General features: G+C 66.2%; 15 protein-coding genes. 6 read left to right on the top strand and 9 right to left on the bottom strand.

All coding sequences use genetic code 11. From position 1 onward, the window contains the following. Positions 1-147 precede the first annotated feature (147 nt). A complete protein-coding gene (locus tag BHK69_RS21655) occupies positions 148-648 on the bottom strand; it encodes a MarR family winged helix-turn-helix transcriptional regulator (RefSeq protein ID WP_083269884.1) in 501 nt (166 codons plus the stop codon). 157 nt (positions 649-805) lie between these two features. Here BHK69_RS21655 and BHK69_RS21650 point away from each other — a divergent pair, with 157 nt between their 5' ends. From BHK69_RS21650 to BHK69_RS21640, 3 genes are all read left to right on the top strand, one after another. Then, entirely contained in the window at positions 806-2,002 is a 1,197-nt protein-coding gene (locus tag BHK69_RS21650) for an amidohydrolase family protein (RefSeq protein ID WP_069691906.1), read from the top strand. 8 nt (positions 2,003-2,010) lie between these two features. After that, on the top strand, positions 2,011-2,598 hold the full coding sequence (locus BHK69_RS21645; protein ID WP_069691905.1) for an amino acid synthesis family protein: 588 nt from the start codon (positions 2,011-2,013) through the stop codon (positions 2,596-2,598). Between the two features lie 209 nt (positions 2,599-2,807). Then, positions 2,808-3,392 carry an amino acid synthesis family protein gene (locus BHK69_RS21640; protein WP_069691904.1) on the top strand — a complete coding sequence of 195 codons (585 nt, stop codon included), beginning with the start codon at positions 2,808-2,810 and terminating at the stop codon, positions 3,390-3,392. A 148-nt stretch (positions 3,393-3,540) separates the two neighbouring features. On the opposite strand, the gene BHK69_RS21635 is transcribed toward BHK69_RS21640, so the two are convergent. From BHK69_RS21635 to BHK69_RS21620, 4 genes are all read right to left on the bottom strand, one after another. Then, complete coding sequence (locus BHK69_RS21635; RefSeq protein WP_069691903.1) at positions 3,541-4,842, bottom strand: NAD(P)/FAD-dependent oxidoreductase; 1,302 nt, start codon at positions 4,840-4,842, stop codon at positions 3,541-3,543. A 74-nt stretch (positions 4,843-4,916) separates the two neighbouring features. Continuing rightward, positions 4,917-5,648, bottom strand: coding sequence for an amino acid ABC transporter ATP-binding protein (locus tag BHK69_RS21630; RefSeq protein WP_069693862.1), 732 nt, complete (start codon positions 5,646-5,648; stop codon positions 4,917-4,919). Positions 5,649-5,656: 8 nt separating this feature from the next. Continuing rightward, complete coding sequence (locus BHK69_RS21625; RefSeq protein WP_069691902.1) at positions 5,657-6,319, bottom strand: amino acid ABC transporter permease; 663 nt, start codon at positions 6,317-6,319, stop codon at positions 5,657-5,659. Between the two features lie 262 nt (positions 6,320-6,581). Beyond that, a complete protein-coding gene (locus tag BHK69_RS21620) occupies positions 6,582-7,328 on the bottom strand; it encodes an ABC transporter substrate-binding protein (RefSeq protein WP_069693861.1) in 747 nt (248 codons plus the stop codon). Positions 7,329-7,489: 161 nt separating this feature from the next. Between BHK69_RS21620 and BHK69_RS21615 the strand changes: the two genes are divergently transcribed. Further along, the gene (locus BHK69_RS21615; protein WP_069691901.1) at positions 7,490-8,077 is read left to right on the top strand and encodes a helix-turn-helix domain-containing protein; all 588 of its coding nucleotides are present in this window, start codon (positions 7,490-7,492) and stop codon (positions 8,075-8,077) included. Between the two features lie 15 nt (positions 8,078-8,092). Continuing rightward, complete coding sequence (locus BHK69_RS21610; RefSeq protein ID WP_069691900.1) at positions 8,093-8,293, top strand: hypothetical protein; 201 nt, start codon at positions 8,093-8,095, stop codon at positions 8,291-8,293. A gap of 344 nt (positions 8,294-8,637) precedes the next feature. Here the strand turns inward: BHK69_RS21610 and BHK69_RS21605 are convergent, their stop codons facing one another. From BHK69_RS21605 to BHK69_RS21590, 4 genes are all read right to left on the bottom strand, one after another. After that, complete coding sequence (locus BHK69_RS21605; RefSeq protein WP_069691899.1) at positions 8,638-10,059, bottom strand: M20 family metallopeptidase; 1,422 nt, start codon at positions 10,057-10,059, stop codon at positions 8,638-8,640. A 422-nt stretch (positions 10,060-10,481) separates the two neighbouring features. After that, positions 10,482-11,006: a cupin domain-containing protein gene (locus tag BHK69_RS21600; RefSeq protein ID WP_069691898.1), complete on the bottom strand. Its 525-nt coding sequence runs from the start codon at positions 11,004-11,006 to the stop codon at positions 10,482-10,484. A gap of 4 nt (positions 11,007-11,010) precedes the next feature. Continuing rightward, entirely contained in the window at positions 11,011-11,868 is an 858-nt protein-coding gene (sseA, locus tag BHK69_RS21595; RefSeq protein ID WP_069691897.1) for a 3-mercaptopyruvate sulfurtransferase, read from the bottom strand. A gap of 204 nt (positions 11,869-12,072) precedes the next feature. Then, positions 12,073-12,801 (bottom strand): alanyl-tRNA editing protein, encoded by a 729-nt coding sequence (locus BHK69_RS21590; RefSeq protein ID WP_069691896.1) that lies wholly within the window; start codon positions 12,799-12,801, stop codon positions 12,073-12,075. Positions 12,802-12,993: 192 nt separating this feature from the next. On the opposite strand from BHK69_RS21590, the gene BHK69_RS21585 reads away from it, so the two are divergent. Next, positions 12,994-13,785: an SDR family NAD(P)-dependent oxidoreductase gene (locus tag BHK69_RS21585; protein WP_069693860.1), complete on the top strand. Its 792-nt coding sequence runs from the start codon at positions 12,994-12,996 to the stop codon at positions 13,783-13,785. Positions 13,786-13,883: the final 98 nt, after the last annotated feature.

The raw sequence follows: 13,883 nt of genomic DNA, 5'->3' as shown, positions 1-13,883 counted from the left end.
GCCATGCCTTCCATCGCACCGCGCCCAAGCGCCGGTGAGCTGGCGCGGGGCATCATCAAATCCAACGTCAATTATTGTTAGTATACAAATGAAATTGCGCAAGCGGATTTTGCAGGCAAGTCCTGCTCCAATCAGGCAGGGCGCTGCTCAATCGAGGCGCGCCAGCAGCGCGAGCAGGCGCTCGGCCTCTTCGCGCGAAAGCGGTGCCAGGGTCGCGGCGGTGATCGCCTTCGCCTTCTCGAGCAGGCCAGGAATCGCCTCGTGCCCCTTGGCGCTGAGCCGGACGCGGACGCGGCGCTGATCGTCGGGGTCGGGCAGGCGCTCGACCAGCCCGCGCTCTTCCAGCCGCGCGATCACGCCCTTGATGGTGGCGGGGTCCATCGCCGTCATGCGGCCGAGCAGATTCTGCGAAATCTCCTCGCCGGCGCTCAGTTTCGACATGGCGGCGAATTGCGTCGGCGTCGGGCCGTCATCGCCCATGATGCGCTGGAAGATCGAGATATGGCGCTGCTGGGCGCGGCGCATCAGGAAGCCGACCTGCTCGTCGAGGATATAGCCCGTTGGGGCGGCAGTGCTGGCCGAGGACGGCTTGCGCTGCCTTGCGGTCGGCTTGGCGGCTGTGTCCGCCACGCTGTCCTGCCTGCTCATCCTCATCCCCTGATCGCCGCCGCGCGGGCCGCGCCTCCGGCCCTGCCGCATCGCCTCTTGCCAGCCGCCGAAACGCTGTCCATGATTGTTATTACACATTCAAACATCGCCTGTCTCGCAGGCATGATTGTGCTATACGTTTCGAGCGGAGGACCAGATGGCTCACGACGTCGCGGCAGGCCCGGCCAAGGGCAAGCTCGTCATCCGCAATCTCGGCCTGGTGCTCTCGGGCGATCTCAACCAGCCGATCCTCGACGCCGATACGATCATCGCGGTCGACGGCCGCATCACGGCCATCGGCCGGGCCGCCGATCTCGATTGTGATCGGGCCGACAGCATCATCGATGCGCAGGGCTCGCCGGTCGCCCCGGGGCTGATCGACAGCCATTGCCACCCGGTCTTCGGCGACTGGACGCCGCGGCAGGGGCAGATGGGCTGGATCGATTCCTGCGTCAATGGCGGCGTCACCACCTTCGTCTCGGCCGGCGAAGTGCATCTGCCCGGCCGGCCGAAGGATCCCATCGGCGTCAAGGCGCTCGCCATCACGGCACAGCGCACCTTCGCGAATTTCCGGCCGACGGGGGCGAAGATCCATGCCGGCGCGCCGATCGCCGAGACCAGCATGGTCGAGGAGGATTATGCCGAGATGGCCCGCGCCGGGGTCAAGATGATCGGCGAGATCGGGCTCGGCACCGTCAACACCGGGCCCGAGGCGAAGAAGCATGTCGATTGGGCCCGAAAATACGGGATGGAGACGATCATCCATACTGGCGGGCCGTCGATCGCGGGGTCGAGCCTGATCAGCGAGGACATCGTGCTGGAGGCCCAGCCCGATGTGATCAGCCACATCAATGGCGGCCATACCTCGATCCGCTTTTCCGGCATCTGCCGGCTCTGCGAGCAGGCGAGGGGCGCGATCGAGATCGTCCATAACGGCAATGAGCGCGCCGCGCTCGAAGCCATCAAGACCGCGACCGAACTGAACCTGACCTACAAGGTCATCCTCGGCACGGACGCGCCGGCGGGTTCCGGCGTGCAGCCGCTCGGCATCCTCAGGATGATCGCCTTCCTGTCGAGCCTCGGTGACGTGCCGCCCGAGGTCGCTTTCTGCATGGCGACCGGCAATACCGCGCGGGTGCGCAAGCTCGATGCCGGCTTCATCGCGGTCGGCATGCCGGCCGATCTCGTCTTTCTCGACAAGCCGCAGCATTCGGCCGGAAAGCATCTGCTCGACGCCGTCTCGCTCGGCGACATTCCGGGTATCGGCATGGTGGTGATCGACGGCATCATCCGCACCGGCCGCTCGCGCAACACGCCGCCATCGCACACCGCGCCCGTTCTGGTCGGGCATTGAGGGGCATCATGACTGAGCTCATCGATATCCGTCGGGTCCAGACCAGCGTGGAGGAGATCTTCCACGAATTCGGTCCGCGCCCCGGCCGCACCGAGCGCATCGCCTCGGTTTGCGCCGTGCTGACCAACCCTTATGCCGGGCGCTACGCGCCCGACATCCTGCCGATGATGGAAGCGCTGAAGGCTGCCGGCCTCGACATGGCGACGCGTTGCCTCAACGCGCTCGGCGGCGATCCCGGGACCGTCGAGGGCTATGGCAAGGGCGCAATCGTCGGCTCCGCCGGGGAACTGGAGCATGGCGCGCTCTGGCATGTGCCGGGCGGCTACGCGATGCGCGAGATTCTCGGCAATGCGAAAGCGATTGTGCCCTCGACCAAGAAGGTGGCGGGGCCGGGCGCGCGCATCGACATTCCCGTCACCCATATCAACGCATCTTATGTCCGCAGCCATTTCGGCGCGGTCGAGATCGGCGTGCCGGGCTCGCCGCAAGCGGATGAACTCGTCTTCGTCCTGGTGATGACGACGGGCGCGCGCATCCATGAGCGCGTCGGCGGCCTGCGCGCCGACCAGATCAGCGTTGGCGACGGGCAGCGGTGATGGACAGCTCTCCCTTTCTTGCCAAAAGAGGCGCGGGGAACCCTCTCCCGTGTGGGAGAGGGCAGGGTGAGGGCAGGCCAGGAAACCAGATTGGCACGCCTATCTTTAGCCCGCGCCTTCCTCGTCCAACGGCCTACACCTCACCCCTGCCCCTCTCCTTACAGGAGAGGGGTTCCCCGCGCCTGACTTGACGCTGGAGTCCCTCCGCCATGCCCGCAGACATCCGCAAGATCTTGACGCAAGTCGATGAAATCCATCTCGAAATGGGCCAGACGATCAGCCCGCCGACGCGGCGCGCCGTGGCCTGCGCCGTGATCGCCAACCCGTTCGCCGGGCGTTATCAGGAAGACCTCTCGGAGCTGACCGAGATTGGCGTCGAGCTCGGCGACCTCCTGACCAAGCGCTGCCTTGCGGCGCTGAACATCGCGCCCGACCAGGCCGAGAGCTTCGGCAAGGCGGCGATCGTCGGCGAGGGCGGCGAACTCGAGCATGCAGCCGCCATCCTCCATCCCAAGCTGGGCACGCCGGTGCGTGCGGCGCTCGGCAAGGGGCCGGCGCTGATCCCCTCGGCGAAGAAGCGCGGCGGGCTCGGCACACCGATCGACGTGCCGCTCGGCCACAAGGACGCAGCCTTCGTGCGCTCGCATTTCGATGCGGTCGAGGTCCGGATCACCGACGCGCCGCGCGCCGGCGAGATTTTGGTGGCGATCGCGATCACCGATTCGGGCCGCCCGCTGCCGCGCATCGGCGGGTTGCAGAAGCACGAGATCAAGGGCGAGGACGGGCTGCGTTAGGGGACGACGACCACACCCGCGCCGTCATTCCGGGCGCAGCGAAGCGGAGACCCGGAATCCATCGTAAAGCACAGTGGCCTCCGATGGATTCCGGATCTGCGCCGCTGACGCGGCTTGTCCGGAATGACGCGACGCCGGTGTTGTTTTTTTACGCCGCTTTGTCCTTCATGCCGCCATCGGTCAGCCGGTACCAGGTGATGATCGCCGAGACATAGAGCTCGTTGAGCGCGTGCAGCGGCAGCGGCTTGATCGGCACCACCGGGAAGGGCAGGCGGCTCTTGTCGCCGCTGGCGAGATACTCCGCCATCGCCTTGCCCATCGCGCTCTGCAGGCCGACGCCGCGGCCCATGCAGCCGATATCGACCAGCAGCCCGGGCTCGGGCTCGTGCAGATGCGGCAGGAAATCGCGCGTCAGCGCCACCCGGCCGCACCAGCGGAAATCGAAGCCGATACCCTTGGCCTGAGGATACATCTTGCCGATGACGCGTTCGAGATGGGCCCAGTCGGAGGCGTCCTTCGGCTCGCGGAAGGGGCCGCGGCCGCCCATCAGGAGGCGGTTGGTGTGGTCCTTGCGGAAATAGAGCAGCAATTGCCTGGTATCCGAGGTGACCTGGTCCTCGGGCAGGATCGTGCCGGCGATGTTGTCCGAGAGTGGCTCGGTCGCGACGATGAAGGTGTTCGGCCGGATCACGGTTTGGCGCAGTTTCGGGATCAGGTCGCCGGTATAGCCGTTGGTCGCAACGACGACGCGCGGAGCGGTGACGCTCGCGCCCTGGGCGGTGCGGACGATCCAGGTCTCGCCCTGGCGCTTCAGCGAAACGACCGGGCTCCCGCCATGGATCGTCGCGCCGGCCTTGAGCGCGGCTTTGGCTAACCCGCGCGCATAGGCGAGCGGCTGCACGCCGCCGGCGCGCCGGTCGATCCAGCCGCCGAGATAGCGCTCCGTGCCGAGCAGGCGCGCGACGCTGTCGCTGTCGAGATACTCCGCATCGACGCCGCGCGCCTGCCATTCGCCGGCGCGGCGCTTCACCGTCTCGAGCATGGCTGGCGTATGCGCACCCTGGATCCAGCCGGTGCGCTTATGCGGCACGTCCATGCCGTGCCTGGCGATCAGGTCGAAGACGAGATCGGCGGTCGTGCTGACGAAGCGCGTCAGCGCCTCACCCGCGGCGGGGCCGAATTTCGCGGCGATCTCGCTGGGATCATATTTGATGCCGGGAATGACCTGCCCGCCATTGCGGCCCGAGCCGCCCCACCCCGGCTCATGCGTCTCCAGCACGATGACGGAGACGCCGGCCTCGGCGAGATGGAGCGCGGTCGAGAGCCCGGCATAGCCGGCGCCGATCACGCAGACATCGGCGCTGGCATCCGCGGCGAGCGGCGGCGTCGGCGCGGCTGCGGGCGCCGTCGCATGCCAGAGCGAGGGGGCAAGCGGGAACGGTTCGGCCATGACGGCCTCCTTAGGCGTTGAAAAGCATGGCTCATGCGAAAAACCGATACCCGGTTCTTCGCATGAGCCATGCTTCAGATCGGCTTGAGCACGCGGCGCAGGAAATCCTGGGTGCGCGGATGGCTCGGCGCGCCCAGCACATCGCGGGCCGGGCCCTGCTCGACGATGACGCCGCCATCGAGGAAGAGCACGCGGTCGGCGACCTCGCGGGCAAAGCCCATCTCATGGGTGACGACGAGCATGGTCATGCCGTCCTCGGCGAGGCTCTTCATCACGCTGAGCACCTCGCCGACGAGCTCGGGATCGAGCGCCGAGGTCGGCTCATCGAACAGGATCGCCTTGGGCTGCATGCAGAGCGCGCGTGCGATCGCGACGCGCTGCATCTGCCCGCCCGAGAGCTGGCCGGGATAAGCGTCGACCTTGTCGCCGAGGCCGACGCGGGCGAGCAGGTCGCGTCCGCGCGCTATGGCCTGCGCGGCCGGCTCCTTCTTCACGAAGATCGGCCCCTCGACGACATTTTCCAGCGCCGTGCGGTGCGGGAACAGGTTGAAACGCTGGAACACCATCGCCATCGCCGTGCGGATGCCGGTGATCGAGGGCTGGCTGCGATCGACCCGGACGCCGTCGATGGTGACCGCGCCGCCATCATAGGATTCGAGCCCGTTGATGCAGCGCAGGATGGTCGATTTGCCCGAGCCGGACGGGCCGATCAGGCAGACCACCTCGCCCTTGTTCACATTGGCGGTGATGCCTTTCAGGACGGGAAAGGCGCCGAAACTCTTGGTGACGCCGGTGATCTCGATCATCGAAGTGCTCATCGCCGCGTCCCCTTGCCGAAGCGCCGCTCCAGCCAGCCGACGAAGCCCATCAGCGGCAGGCACATCGCCAGATAGAGCAGGGCGACGAGCGAATAGACGGTCATGTTCTTGAAGGTCGAGGAGGCGATCAACGTGCCTTGCAAGGTCAGTTCGGCGACAGTGATGGTCGAGGCTTGCGAGGAATCCTTCAGCATCATCACCATGATGTTGCCGTAGGGCGGCAAGACGAGCCGGATCGCTTGCGGCAGGATCACGCGGCGCATGGTCAGGCCCCAGCCCATGCCAATCGATTGCGCCGCCTCGACCTGGCCATGGTCGACAGCCTCGATGCCGGCGCGGAAATTCTCGGACTGATAGGCCGAGTACGCGATGCCGAGGCCGATGATCGCGGCCTGCAAGGCCGAGAGCGCGATGCCGAATTCGGGCAGGACGAAGTAGATGTAGAAGAGCTGCACCAGGATGGGGATGCCGCGCAGCGTGTTGACGATCACCTTCGCGATGGTCCCGAGCCAACCGATGCCTGACACCCGCATCAAGGCCCAGACGAGGCCGAGCACCGTCGAGAGCGCAAGCGAGCCAAGCGCCACGATCAGCGTGAACTTCACGCCCTGCAGCAGCAGCGGCAGGAACTGGGTGGCGTCGCGCAGGAAGGTCTGCATAGGGGTTCTGATGGTCGGAGTGAATCTGGCGGGTTTTGCGATATTCGGGCTGTCCGGGGGGCAATCTAGAACGTCATTCTCGGGCTTGCCCCGAGAATCTCATGACCAGAACGCTCTGGTTTCCGAGATGGTCGGGTCAAGCCCGACCATGACGCGTCTCAGATCCCGGATCTTCGCGGAGTTTATCCCTGGGCCGATCGAAGATCGGGCCCGAGGGCTGCGTCCGGGATGACGGCGCGTGGAGTCTATCGTCGATGCGCGTTCAGGCCAGGCCCCACTTCGCCAAAATCTTGTCGACGGTGCCGTCGGCCTTGAGCTTGGCGAGGCCGGTGTTGATCTTCTTGAGCAATTCACCGTCGCTCTTGCGCACGCCGATGCCGACCGAGCCGGAGATCACCGGCTTGTACGACTTGACGATGCGGATCTTCGGGAATTGCCCCTGCGACAGGTTATAGGCGATGATCGGCAGGTCGAAGACGGCGGCCTGGACGCGCGCTGCGTTCACGTCGGCGAGGATGTCGGGCAGGGTCTTGTAGAGCTTGACCTCGGAGAACAGGCCGGATTTCTGCAGCACATCGACATAGGCCGTGCCGATCTGCACGCCGATCGTGATGCCCTTCATATCCTCGAAGGTAACGTAGTCCTTGGTGTCGGTGGCCGGTACGATCAGGCCTTCGCCATAGGTGTAGATCGGATCCGAGAAGTCGATCACCTCCTTGCGGGGCGGGGTGATGTACATCGCGGCGGCGACGATATCGACCTTGTTGCTGGTCAGAGAGGCGATCAGCGTCGCGAACGGCATGCCCTCGACCTCGACCTTGAAGTCGGAGGATGCCGCGATCGCCTTGATCAGGTCGACCATCACGCCCTCGATGGTGTTGGTCTTGGTGTCGAGGAAGGTGAAGGGGCTGCCTGTCGGGGTCGAGCCGACCTTGAGCACGGACTGCGCCCGGGCGGGCAAGATTCCGGAGGGCAGGATTCCCGCAGCCATGGCGCTGCCGGCCAGCATGGACAGGAAGGTCCGACGTTCCATCGCGATATCCCCTCGCTTGCGGCGCGCTGGCTAGCGCGTCCGGCCATGATTTTCATGTGCATGAAGATACGAGCATAGGACAAACTTGCCTGCAAGCGATTTCATGTGCATGAAATAGAGGCGGAGATGGAGAGTTCATGAGCGCCCCTGCCGCCAGTGGAGCCAGCCAGCCGGTCGACCAGGAGATCGGCGCGGGCTTACGCAGATTGCGGCGTGCGCGCGGCCTTTCGCTGGTCGATGTCGCAGCCCGCACCAATTTGTCGATCGGATTCCTTAGCCAGATCGAGCGCGGCTTGTCCTCGCCGACCCTGCGCGTGCTCGTCGGCATGGCGGATGCGTTCGGCGTCGGGCTTGCCGATCTCTTTCCCAATGGCACGCCGCCGCAGGACCAGCCCGCGACCATCGTCCGCGGCGCCGACCGGAGCGAATTGCAGCTCTGGCGCTCGGGCATCCGCAAGCATTTGCTGACCCCGCTTTCGGAGAGCTCGAAGCTCAACCTCTATATGGTCGAGCTGGAGCCGGGCGCGAACACCGGCGACGAACCCTATACGCATCAGGGCGAGGAGGCCGGGCTCGTCATGCAAGGCGCCATGCTGCTCAAGGTTGAAAGCGAGAGCTGGACCTTGCTGGAGGGCGACAGCTTCCGCTTCCTGTCCTCGCGCCCGCATTGCTTCGCCAATGCGGCGGAGCGCGAGACGCGGGTGCTCTGGGTCACCAGCCTGTAGCAAGCAAAGAAGCCCATGGCGAAAAGCGCGATCCTGCCGCTGATCCTGATCATGCCCGGCGTCTTCACCGGGCTGGCCAAGCCGTTGACCGCGCTCGGCGATTCCTATGGTCCCGGCTGGGCCGAGCTGCTCAATGGCGGGCTGGGCTTCGTCTTCATCATCGCGGCGGCAATCGCGGCCATCACCGGGCGGTCAAAGGCGCGACCGCGAGGCTGAGAGGCAGTTTGGACATTCGAGGCCTCATCCTGAGGAGCAGCGTAGCGGCGTCTCGAAGCACAGCCCGAGCCGTCATTGCGAGCGCGGCGAAGCAATCCAGGGAGGCGTAGAGCGAGCCCTCTGCTTCGTCGCTCACGCTCCTCGCAATGACAGGGTGGCCCGTGCCACAGCCCTCCGAACCACAGCCTCCTCAGAGCCTGGCCGACAATGATGAGGGCTCGAATTTCCAATCCGGCTCCGAGCCCAAATCGGCCCCGTTGGTCGCCGCGCCCCGTCTGGCAAGCCCATCCCGGATACTGCGAGGCGGAGATCCGGGATGACGTTACGGTTGGAGTGGGCGGTGTTCAGCCGCCGAGCGACATCTTCAGCGGCGGCTTGACCTCGGCCGGCAGCGGCGAAGTGTAGCCTTCCTTGCCCAGGCGCTTCTTGTGGTCGGCCTTGGCGGCCGCCATCAAGGCGGGGTCGGAGAGCACGGCAGCACCCGTCGCCGCCATCGCCTTGGCGACATGGATCATCGCCTTATGGGCAGCCGGCTGCTTGCCCTGCGAGACCACCTGCCAGGTGTGGAACGGCGTGCCGACGGCGACGGTGGGCGCATGCGCCTGCACGGTCGGCACGGCCCAGCTGACATCGCCGACATCGGTCGAGCCGATGGCGGGGTTGCGCTTGGCGTCCATCGGAACGAGGAAATCGGCCAGCGGCGCGCCCGAATCGTCCATGCCGATGGTGCGCCAGATCGAGGCGATCTCCTGCGGCGACAGCGTCTTGCGGATCTCCTCGGCGAAAGCCTTGTCGGCGTCGTCGAAATGCGGCGGGCCGAGCTCTTCCATGATCCCGTGCAGCGCCTGTTCGAGCGGCGGGTTGGCGAGCAGGTCGGAGACGGCGCTGATGATGCGCATCTCCATCTTGGTTTCCGTCATCAGGGCAGCGCCTTCGGCGATCTTCTTCACGCGCTGGACGAGTTCGAGCATGCCACGCAGGTCGCGCGCGCGGATCGAATAGCGCACGCGGGCATGGGCCTGGACGACGTTGGGTGCGATGCCGCCGGTGTCGAGCAGGGCATAATGCACGCGCGCATCGCTGGGCATGTGCTCGCGCATGTAGTTGACGCCGACATTCATCAGTTCGACGGCGTCGAGCGCGCTGCGCCCGAGATGCGGGCTGGCGGCGGCATGCGCCGCGCGGCCGGTGAAGATGAAATCGGCGCGGGTGTTGGCGAGCGCCAGCGGCGGGGCGACCTCCCACCAGCTCGACGGATGCCAGGTGATCGCGACATCGGCATCGTCAAAGGCGCCGGCGCGGACCATGAAGGCTTTTGCAGCGCCGCCTTCCTCGGCCGGGCAGCCATAATAGCGCACGCGGCCGGGGATCTTGTTCTCGGCGAGCCAGTTCTTCATCGCGGTCGCGGCGAGCAGCGCAGCCGAGCCGAGCAGGTTGTGGCCGCAGCCATGGCCATGACCGGCGGCTTCAACCTCGCGATGCTCGGCGAGGCCGGCCTCCTGGCTCAGGCCGGGCAGGGCGTCGTATTCGCCGAGGAACGCAATGACGGGGCCGCCTTCGCCGGCTTCGCCCATCACCGCGGTCGGGATCTCGGCGATATTCTCGGTAACCTTGAAGCCCTGATGCTTCAGCTCGGCGAGATGCTCGGCGACCGAGCGCTGTTCGGTGTAGCAGACCTCGGGCATGCCCCAGACGCGGTCGCTCAGTTCGATGAAGCGCTGCTTGCTCGCATCCACATGCCGCCAAAGATCGTTTCGGTTGTCCATGATCGTTTTCGCCTTGATGGGGTCGCGATATATGAGCCGGGCAGCGGCCGCCCGTCCAGTTGCTGAAAGCATGGCCGATGCCAGCCGACGCAACGTCATCGTGTCGGGGGCGGGTTTGTTTCCAGTCTGAGCGGAGCCAAGGCGCGGTGGGAAACTCCTCCAGCCCTCATCCTGTGAGCCGCCGAAATTATTGGCTTCATTCAAGCCGGCTTTCTCAGGATGAGGGCTGTGGCACGGGCCGCCCGCCCCGTCATTGCGAGGAGCGTGAGCGACGAAGCAATCCAGGAGGGCTCGCTCTACGCCTCCCTGGATTGCTTCGCTGCGCGCGCAATGACGGCTCGGGCTGTGCGCTCCAGCGCCCTTCCGAACCATCCTTCGAGACGCAGCTGATGCAGCTCCTCAGGATGAGGGCTGGTGGATCATCACGGGTGCTTGTGGATCGGATCGACCCAGTAGACCGCCTCTGGCGCCTCGACCGGGTCGACATCGGTGATGTTGACGACCACGGCTTCGTTGTCCGAGCGCACCAGCACGCATTCCAGCGGCTCGTCGGGATTGGCGTTGATCTCCTGATGCGGCACGAAGGGCGGCACGTAGGTGAAGTCGCCCGGGCCGGCCTCGGCGACGAATTCGAGCCGCTCGCCCCAACGCATGCGAGCCTTGCCGCGCACGACATAGATCACGCTCTCCAGCTCGCCATGGTGGTGCACGCCGGTCTTGGCGTTGGGCTGGATCGAGACCGTGCCGGCCCAGATCTTCTGGGCGCCGACGCGGGCGTGGTTGATCGCCGCCTGCCGGAACATGCCCGGCGTCTGCGCCGTGTTCGGGTCGAGCTTGTCACCGGTGATGACGCGCACGCCGTCATGTTTCCAGCGCGGCTCGTCATGGGAGTGGGCGTGTGGGTGGTCGTGCGGATGGTCGTGATCGGAATGGTCGTGTCCGGACATGATCTCAGCCCTTCCTGGCCGGGCCGGTGGCGATCGGGCGCTCGCTCGAGCCCCATTCCGCCCAGGAGCCGTCATAGATGGCGCGCGCCGGCTTTCCGATCGTCTCCAGCGCGGCCGAGAGGATCGCCGCCGAAACGCCCGAGCCGCAGCTCGTGATCAGGGGCTTGTCGAGATCGACGCCGGCCTCCGCGAAGGCGGCCGCGATCGCCTCGGGCGATTTCAGCCTGCCGTCCTGCATGATGGCGGGGAAGGGCAGGTTGAGCGCGCCCGGCATATGGCCCGACCGCACACCGGCACGCGGCTCGGGCGCCTCGCCGCGGAAGCGGTCGGCGGGACGGGCATCGAGGACCTGGATCGCGCCGCTGCCGAGCGCACGCTCGACGTCGTTGGCGTCGGCGATGGCGGAATGGTCGAGGCGTGCGGTGAAGCTGCGGGCCGAGCGGGAGCGCGGCGGGCCTTCCTCGATCGGGCGGCCTTCCGCCTGCCATTTCGGGAAGCCGCCTTCGAGGATGACCACGTCCTTGGCGCCGAAGGTCTTGAAGGTCCAGCGCACGCGCGGGGCCGAGAACAGCCCGAGCCCGTCATAGACGACGATGCGCATGCCGTCGCCGATGCCCATCGCGCCGACGGCGGCGGCGAAAGCCTCCGGCCGCGGCAGCATATGCGGCAGGTCGGAGCTGGTATCCTTGACGGCGTCGATGTCGAAGCGCAGCGCGCCGGGGATGCGGCGCTGCGCATATTCGGCATGCGGGTCGCGGCCATGGACGGGCAGGTACCAGGAGCCGTCGACCACGACGACATCGGGCGCGTTCAGGCGCTCAGTGAGCCATTCCGTGGAGACGAAGACGTTGTCGCTGGCCATGATCGGCATTTCCTTGACGTTGCGGCCGCTTATCTGCGGCTGGACCTGGCTTCAGAGCAATGCTCTCAACTTTTGGATCTTGAGTATTTCCGCGTTTCTCCGAAGCGCGGAAATACTCTACCTCTTTGTTTTATCGCATTTTCTCCGCGCAAACGCTTCGCGTTTGTCGCGAGGGAACCGGTCTCCACTTCGCTCGAAAATGCTCTAGGCGAGCGCGATGCGGACACGCCGGTTCTGCTTGCCCTTCTTCTCGATATCCGTGACCGCGACAAGGCCGATCTCGGCGGTGTTGCGGACATGGGTTCCGCCGCAGGGCTGCAGATCGATGTCGCCGATGGCCACCAATCGGACACGGCCCGAGCCGCGCGGCGGCTTCACCGACATCGTCTTGACCAGGCCGGGATTGGCGTCGAGCTCCTCGTCCGTGATCCAGCTTTGGGTGACGGCGGCGTTGCGGGCGATCAGGGCGTTGAGCGTCTCGGCGATCTCGGCCTTGTCGAGTCCGCCTTCGGGAATGTCGAAATCGAGCCGCCCGTCGCCTTCGCCGATCGCCCCGCCCGTCACCGGATAGGACAAGACCACGCTGAGCAGATGCAGCGCCGTGTGGATGCGCATGCGCTTCAGCCGGCGCTCCCAGTCGAGCACGACCGTTACGGTCTCACCGGCTTGCGGGGCGCCCTGTCCTTCAAGCTGTCCTGCGAGCGGAACATGGATCACGCGGCTCTTGTCGTCGGGATCGTAGATCGCCGTGCCGATCGCGATCTCGCTGCCATCCGCGCGAACGAGCTTGCCGGCGTCGCCGGGCTGCCCGCCGCCGGTCGCGTAGAACACCGTCCTGTCGAGGATGACCCCGCCGCGCTCATTCACGGCCTCAACGCGCGCTGACGTCTCCTTCAGATAGGCGTCCTGGCGAAACAGCAACTCGGTCGGCATGGTCTGGTCGTCCCTGGGACGCGCCTCGTCAGCGCGGGCCGGGGAGATTGCACGGATTGGGCTGGCCGCGCCACAGCACTTTCTCTCGGGGACCGCGTAGCTATTCCGCCTGGCCCTTCCGTCGCAGGACGGCAGAGACTAGATAGCGCGATGAATAGCGCGATGATCCGTCGGTTGCGCCAGGGAGCCTCGATGTCATTGCCGCGCATGCAGCCGAAGGACGGCGTCGCCTGGGTCACGGGCGCGAGTTCGGGCATCGGCGAGGCGGTTTCGCTCGAACTGGCGCGGCGCGGCTGGACCGTCGCGATCACGGCGCGCCGGCTCGAACAGCTCGAGGATATCGCCCGGCGCGCCGAGGGGTTGCCCGGCCGCATCGTCGCCCATGCCGGCGACGTGACCGAGACTGCCGCGATGCAGGCGGTGGTGGATGGAATCGAGAGCGTGCACGGCCCGATCGCGCTCGCCTTCCTCAATGCCGGCATTGCCCCTCATGTCCATTCCGGCGCGTTCGATCTTGCGGCCTTCGAGCAGGCTTTCGCCGTCAACCTGTTCGGCGTGGCCAAGGGGCTGGCCGCGGTGCTGGCGAGCATGACGCGGCGGGGCCGGGGGCAGATCGCCGTCAACGCCTCGATTGCGGGCTATGGCGGCATGCCGCGCGGCGCGGCCTATGGTGCGTCCAAGGCGGCAGCGATCCATCTCTGCGAGGCGCTGAAATTCGACTGCGACAGGTTCGGCATCCGGCTGCAACTGGTCAATCCGGGCTTTGTCGACACGCCGCTAACCCGTGGGAACTGCTACCCGATGCCCTTGCTGATGCCGCTCGAGGAGGCGGCCCGGCGCATCGTCGACGGTTTTGCGCGCGGCGGTTTCGAGATCGCCTTCCCGCGGCGCCTGGCCTGGTTCGCCAAGGCGGTGAATTGTCTGCCCTATCCCGCCTATTTCTGGCTCGTGGCGCGGTTGATGCCCCGGGGCAAGCCGAAGTGATCCCATCTGAAATCTGAAACCGTCTCTCATCCAAGAGTGAGAGCCGGATCAAGAGCGAGAGCAGGATACGAAAAACCGGTGCCCGTTTTTCGCATCCT

This window comes from Bosea vaviloviae, assembly GCF_001741865.1.
In the GTDB taxonomy this organism is placed as follows: Bacteria; Pseudomonadota; Alphaproteobacteria; order Rhizobiales; family Beijerinckiaceae; genus Allobosea; species Allobosea vaviloviae.
Note: the sequence above shows the minus strand (reverse complement) of the source record. Positions and strands in the feature narration are given on the sequence as shown.

What these genes read in the sequence shown, in the direction of transcription:
- BHK69_RS21655 (WP_083269884.1), bottom strand. Translation starts at nt 648, where the DNA reads ATGAGCAGGCAGGACAGCGTGGCGGACACAGCCGCCAAGCCGACCGCA.
- BHK69_RS21650 (WP_069691906.1), top strand. Translation starts at nt 806, where the DNA reads ATGGCTCACGACGTCGCGGCAGGCCCGGCCAAGGGCAAGCTCGTCATC.
- BHK69_RS21645 (WP_069691905.1), top strand. Translation starts at nt 2,011, where the DNA reads ATGACTGAGCTCATCGATATCCGTCGGGTCCAGACCAGCGTGGAGGAG.
- BHK69_RS21640 (WP_069691904.1), top strand. Translation starts at nt 2,808, where the DNA reads ATGCCCGCAGACATCCGCAAGATCTTGACGCAAGTCGATGAAATCCAT.
- BHK69_RS21635 (WP_069691903.1), bottom strand. Translation starts at nt 4,842, where the DNA reads ATGGCCGAACCGTTCCCGCTTGCCCCCTCGCTCTGGCATGCGACGGCG.
- BHK69_RS21630 (WP_069693862.1), bottom strand. Translation starts at nt 5,648, where the DNA reads ATGATCGAGATCACCGGCGTCACCAAGAGTTTCGGCGCCTTTCCCGTC.
- BHK69_RS21625 (WP_069691902.1), bottom strand. Translation starts at nt 6,319, where the DNA reads ATGCAGACCTTCCTGCGCGACGCCACCCAGTTCCTGCCGCTGCTGCTG.
- BHK69_RS21620 (WP_069693861.1), bottom strand. Translation starts at nt 7,328, where the DNA reads ATGCTGGCCGGCAGCGCCATGGCTGCGGGAATCCTGCCCTCCGGAATC.
- BHK69_RS21615 (WP_069691901.1), top strand. Translation starts at nt 7,490, where the DNA reads ATGAGCGCCCCTGCCGCCAGTGGAGCCAGCCAGCCGGTCGACCAGGAG.
- BHK69_RS21610 (WP_069691900.1), top strand. Translation starts at nt 8,093, where the DNA reads ATGGCGAAAAGCGCGATCCTGCCGCTGATCCTGATCATGCCCGGCGTC.
- BHK69_RS21605 (WP_069691899.1), bottom strand. Translation starts at nt 10,059, where the DNA reads ATGGACAACCGAAACGATCTTTGGCGGCATGTGGATGCGAGCAAGCAG.
- BHK69_RS21600 (WP_069691898.1), bottom strand. Translation starts at nt 11,006, where the DNA reads ATGTCCGGACACGACCATTCCGATCACGACCATCCGCACGACCACCCA.
- sseA (WP_069691897.1), bottom strand. Translation starts at nt 11,868, where the DNA reads ATGGCCAGCGACAACGTCTTCGTCTCCACGGAATGGCTCACTGAGCGC.
- BHK69_RS21590 (WP_069691896.1), bottom strand. Translation starts at nt 12,801, where the DNA reads ATGCCGACCGAGTTGCTGTTTCGCCAGGACGCCTATCTGAAGGAGACG.
- BHK69_RS21585 (WP_069693860.1), top strand. Translation starts at nt 12,994, where the DNA reads ATGTCATTGCCGCGCATGCAGCCGAAGGACGGCGTCGCCTGGGTCACG.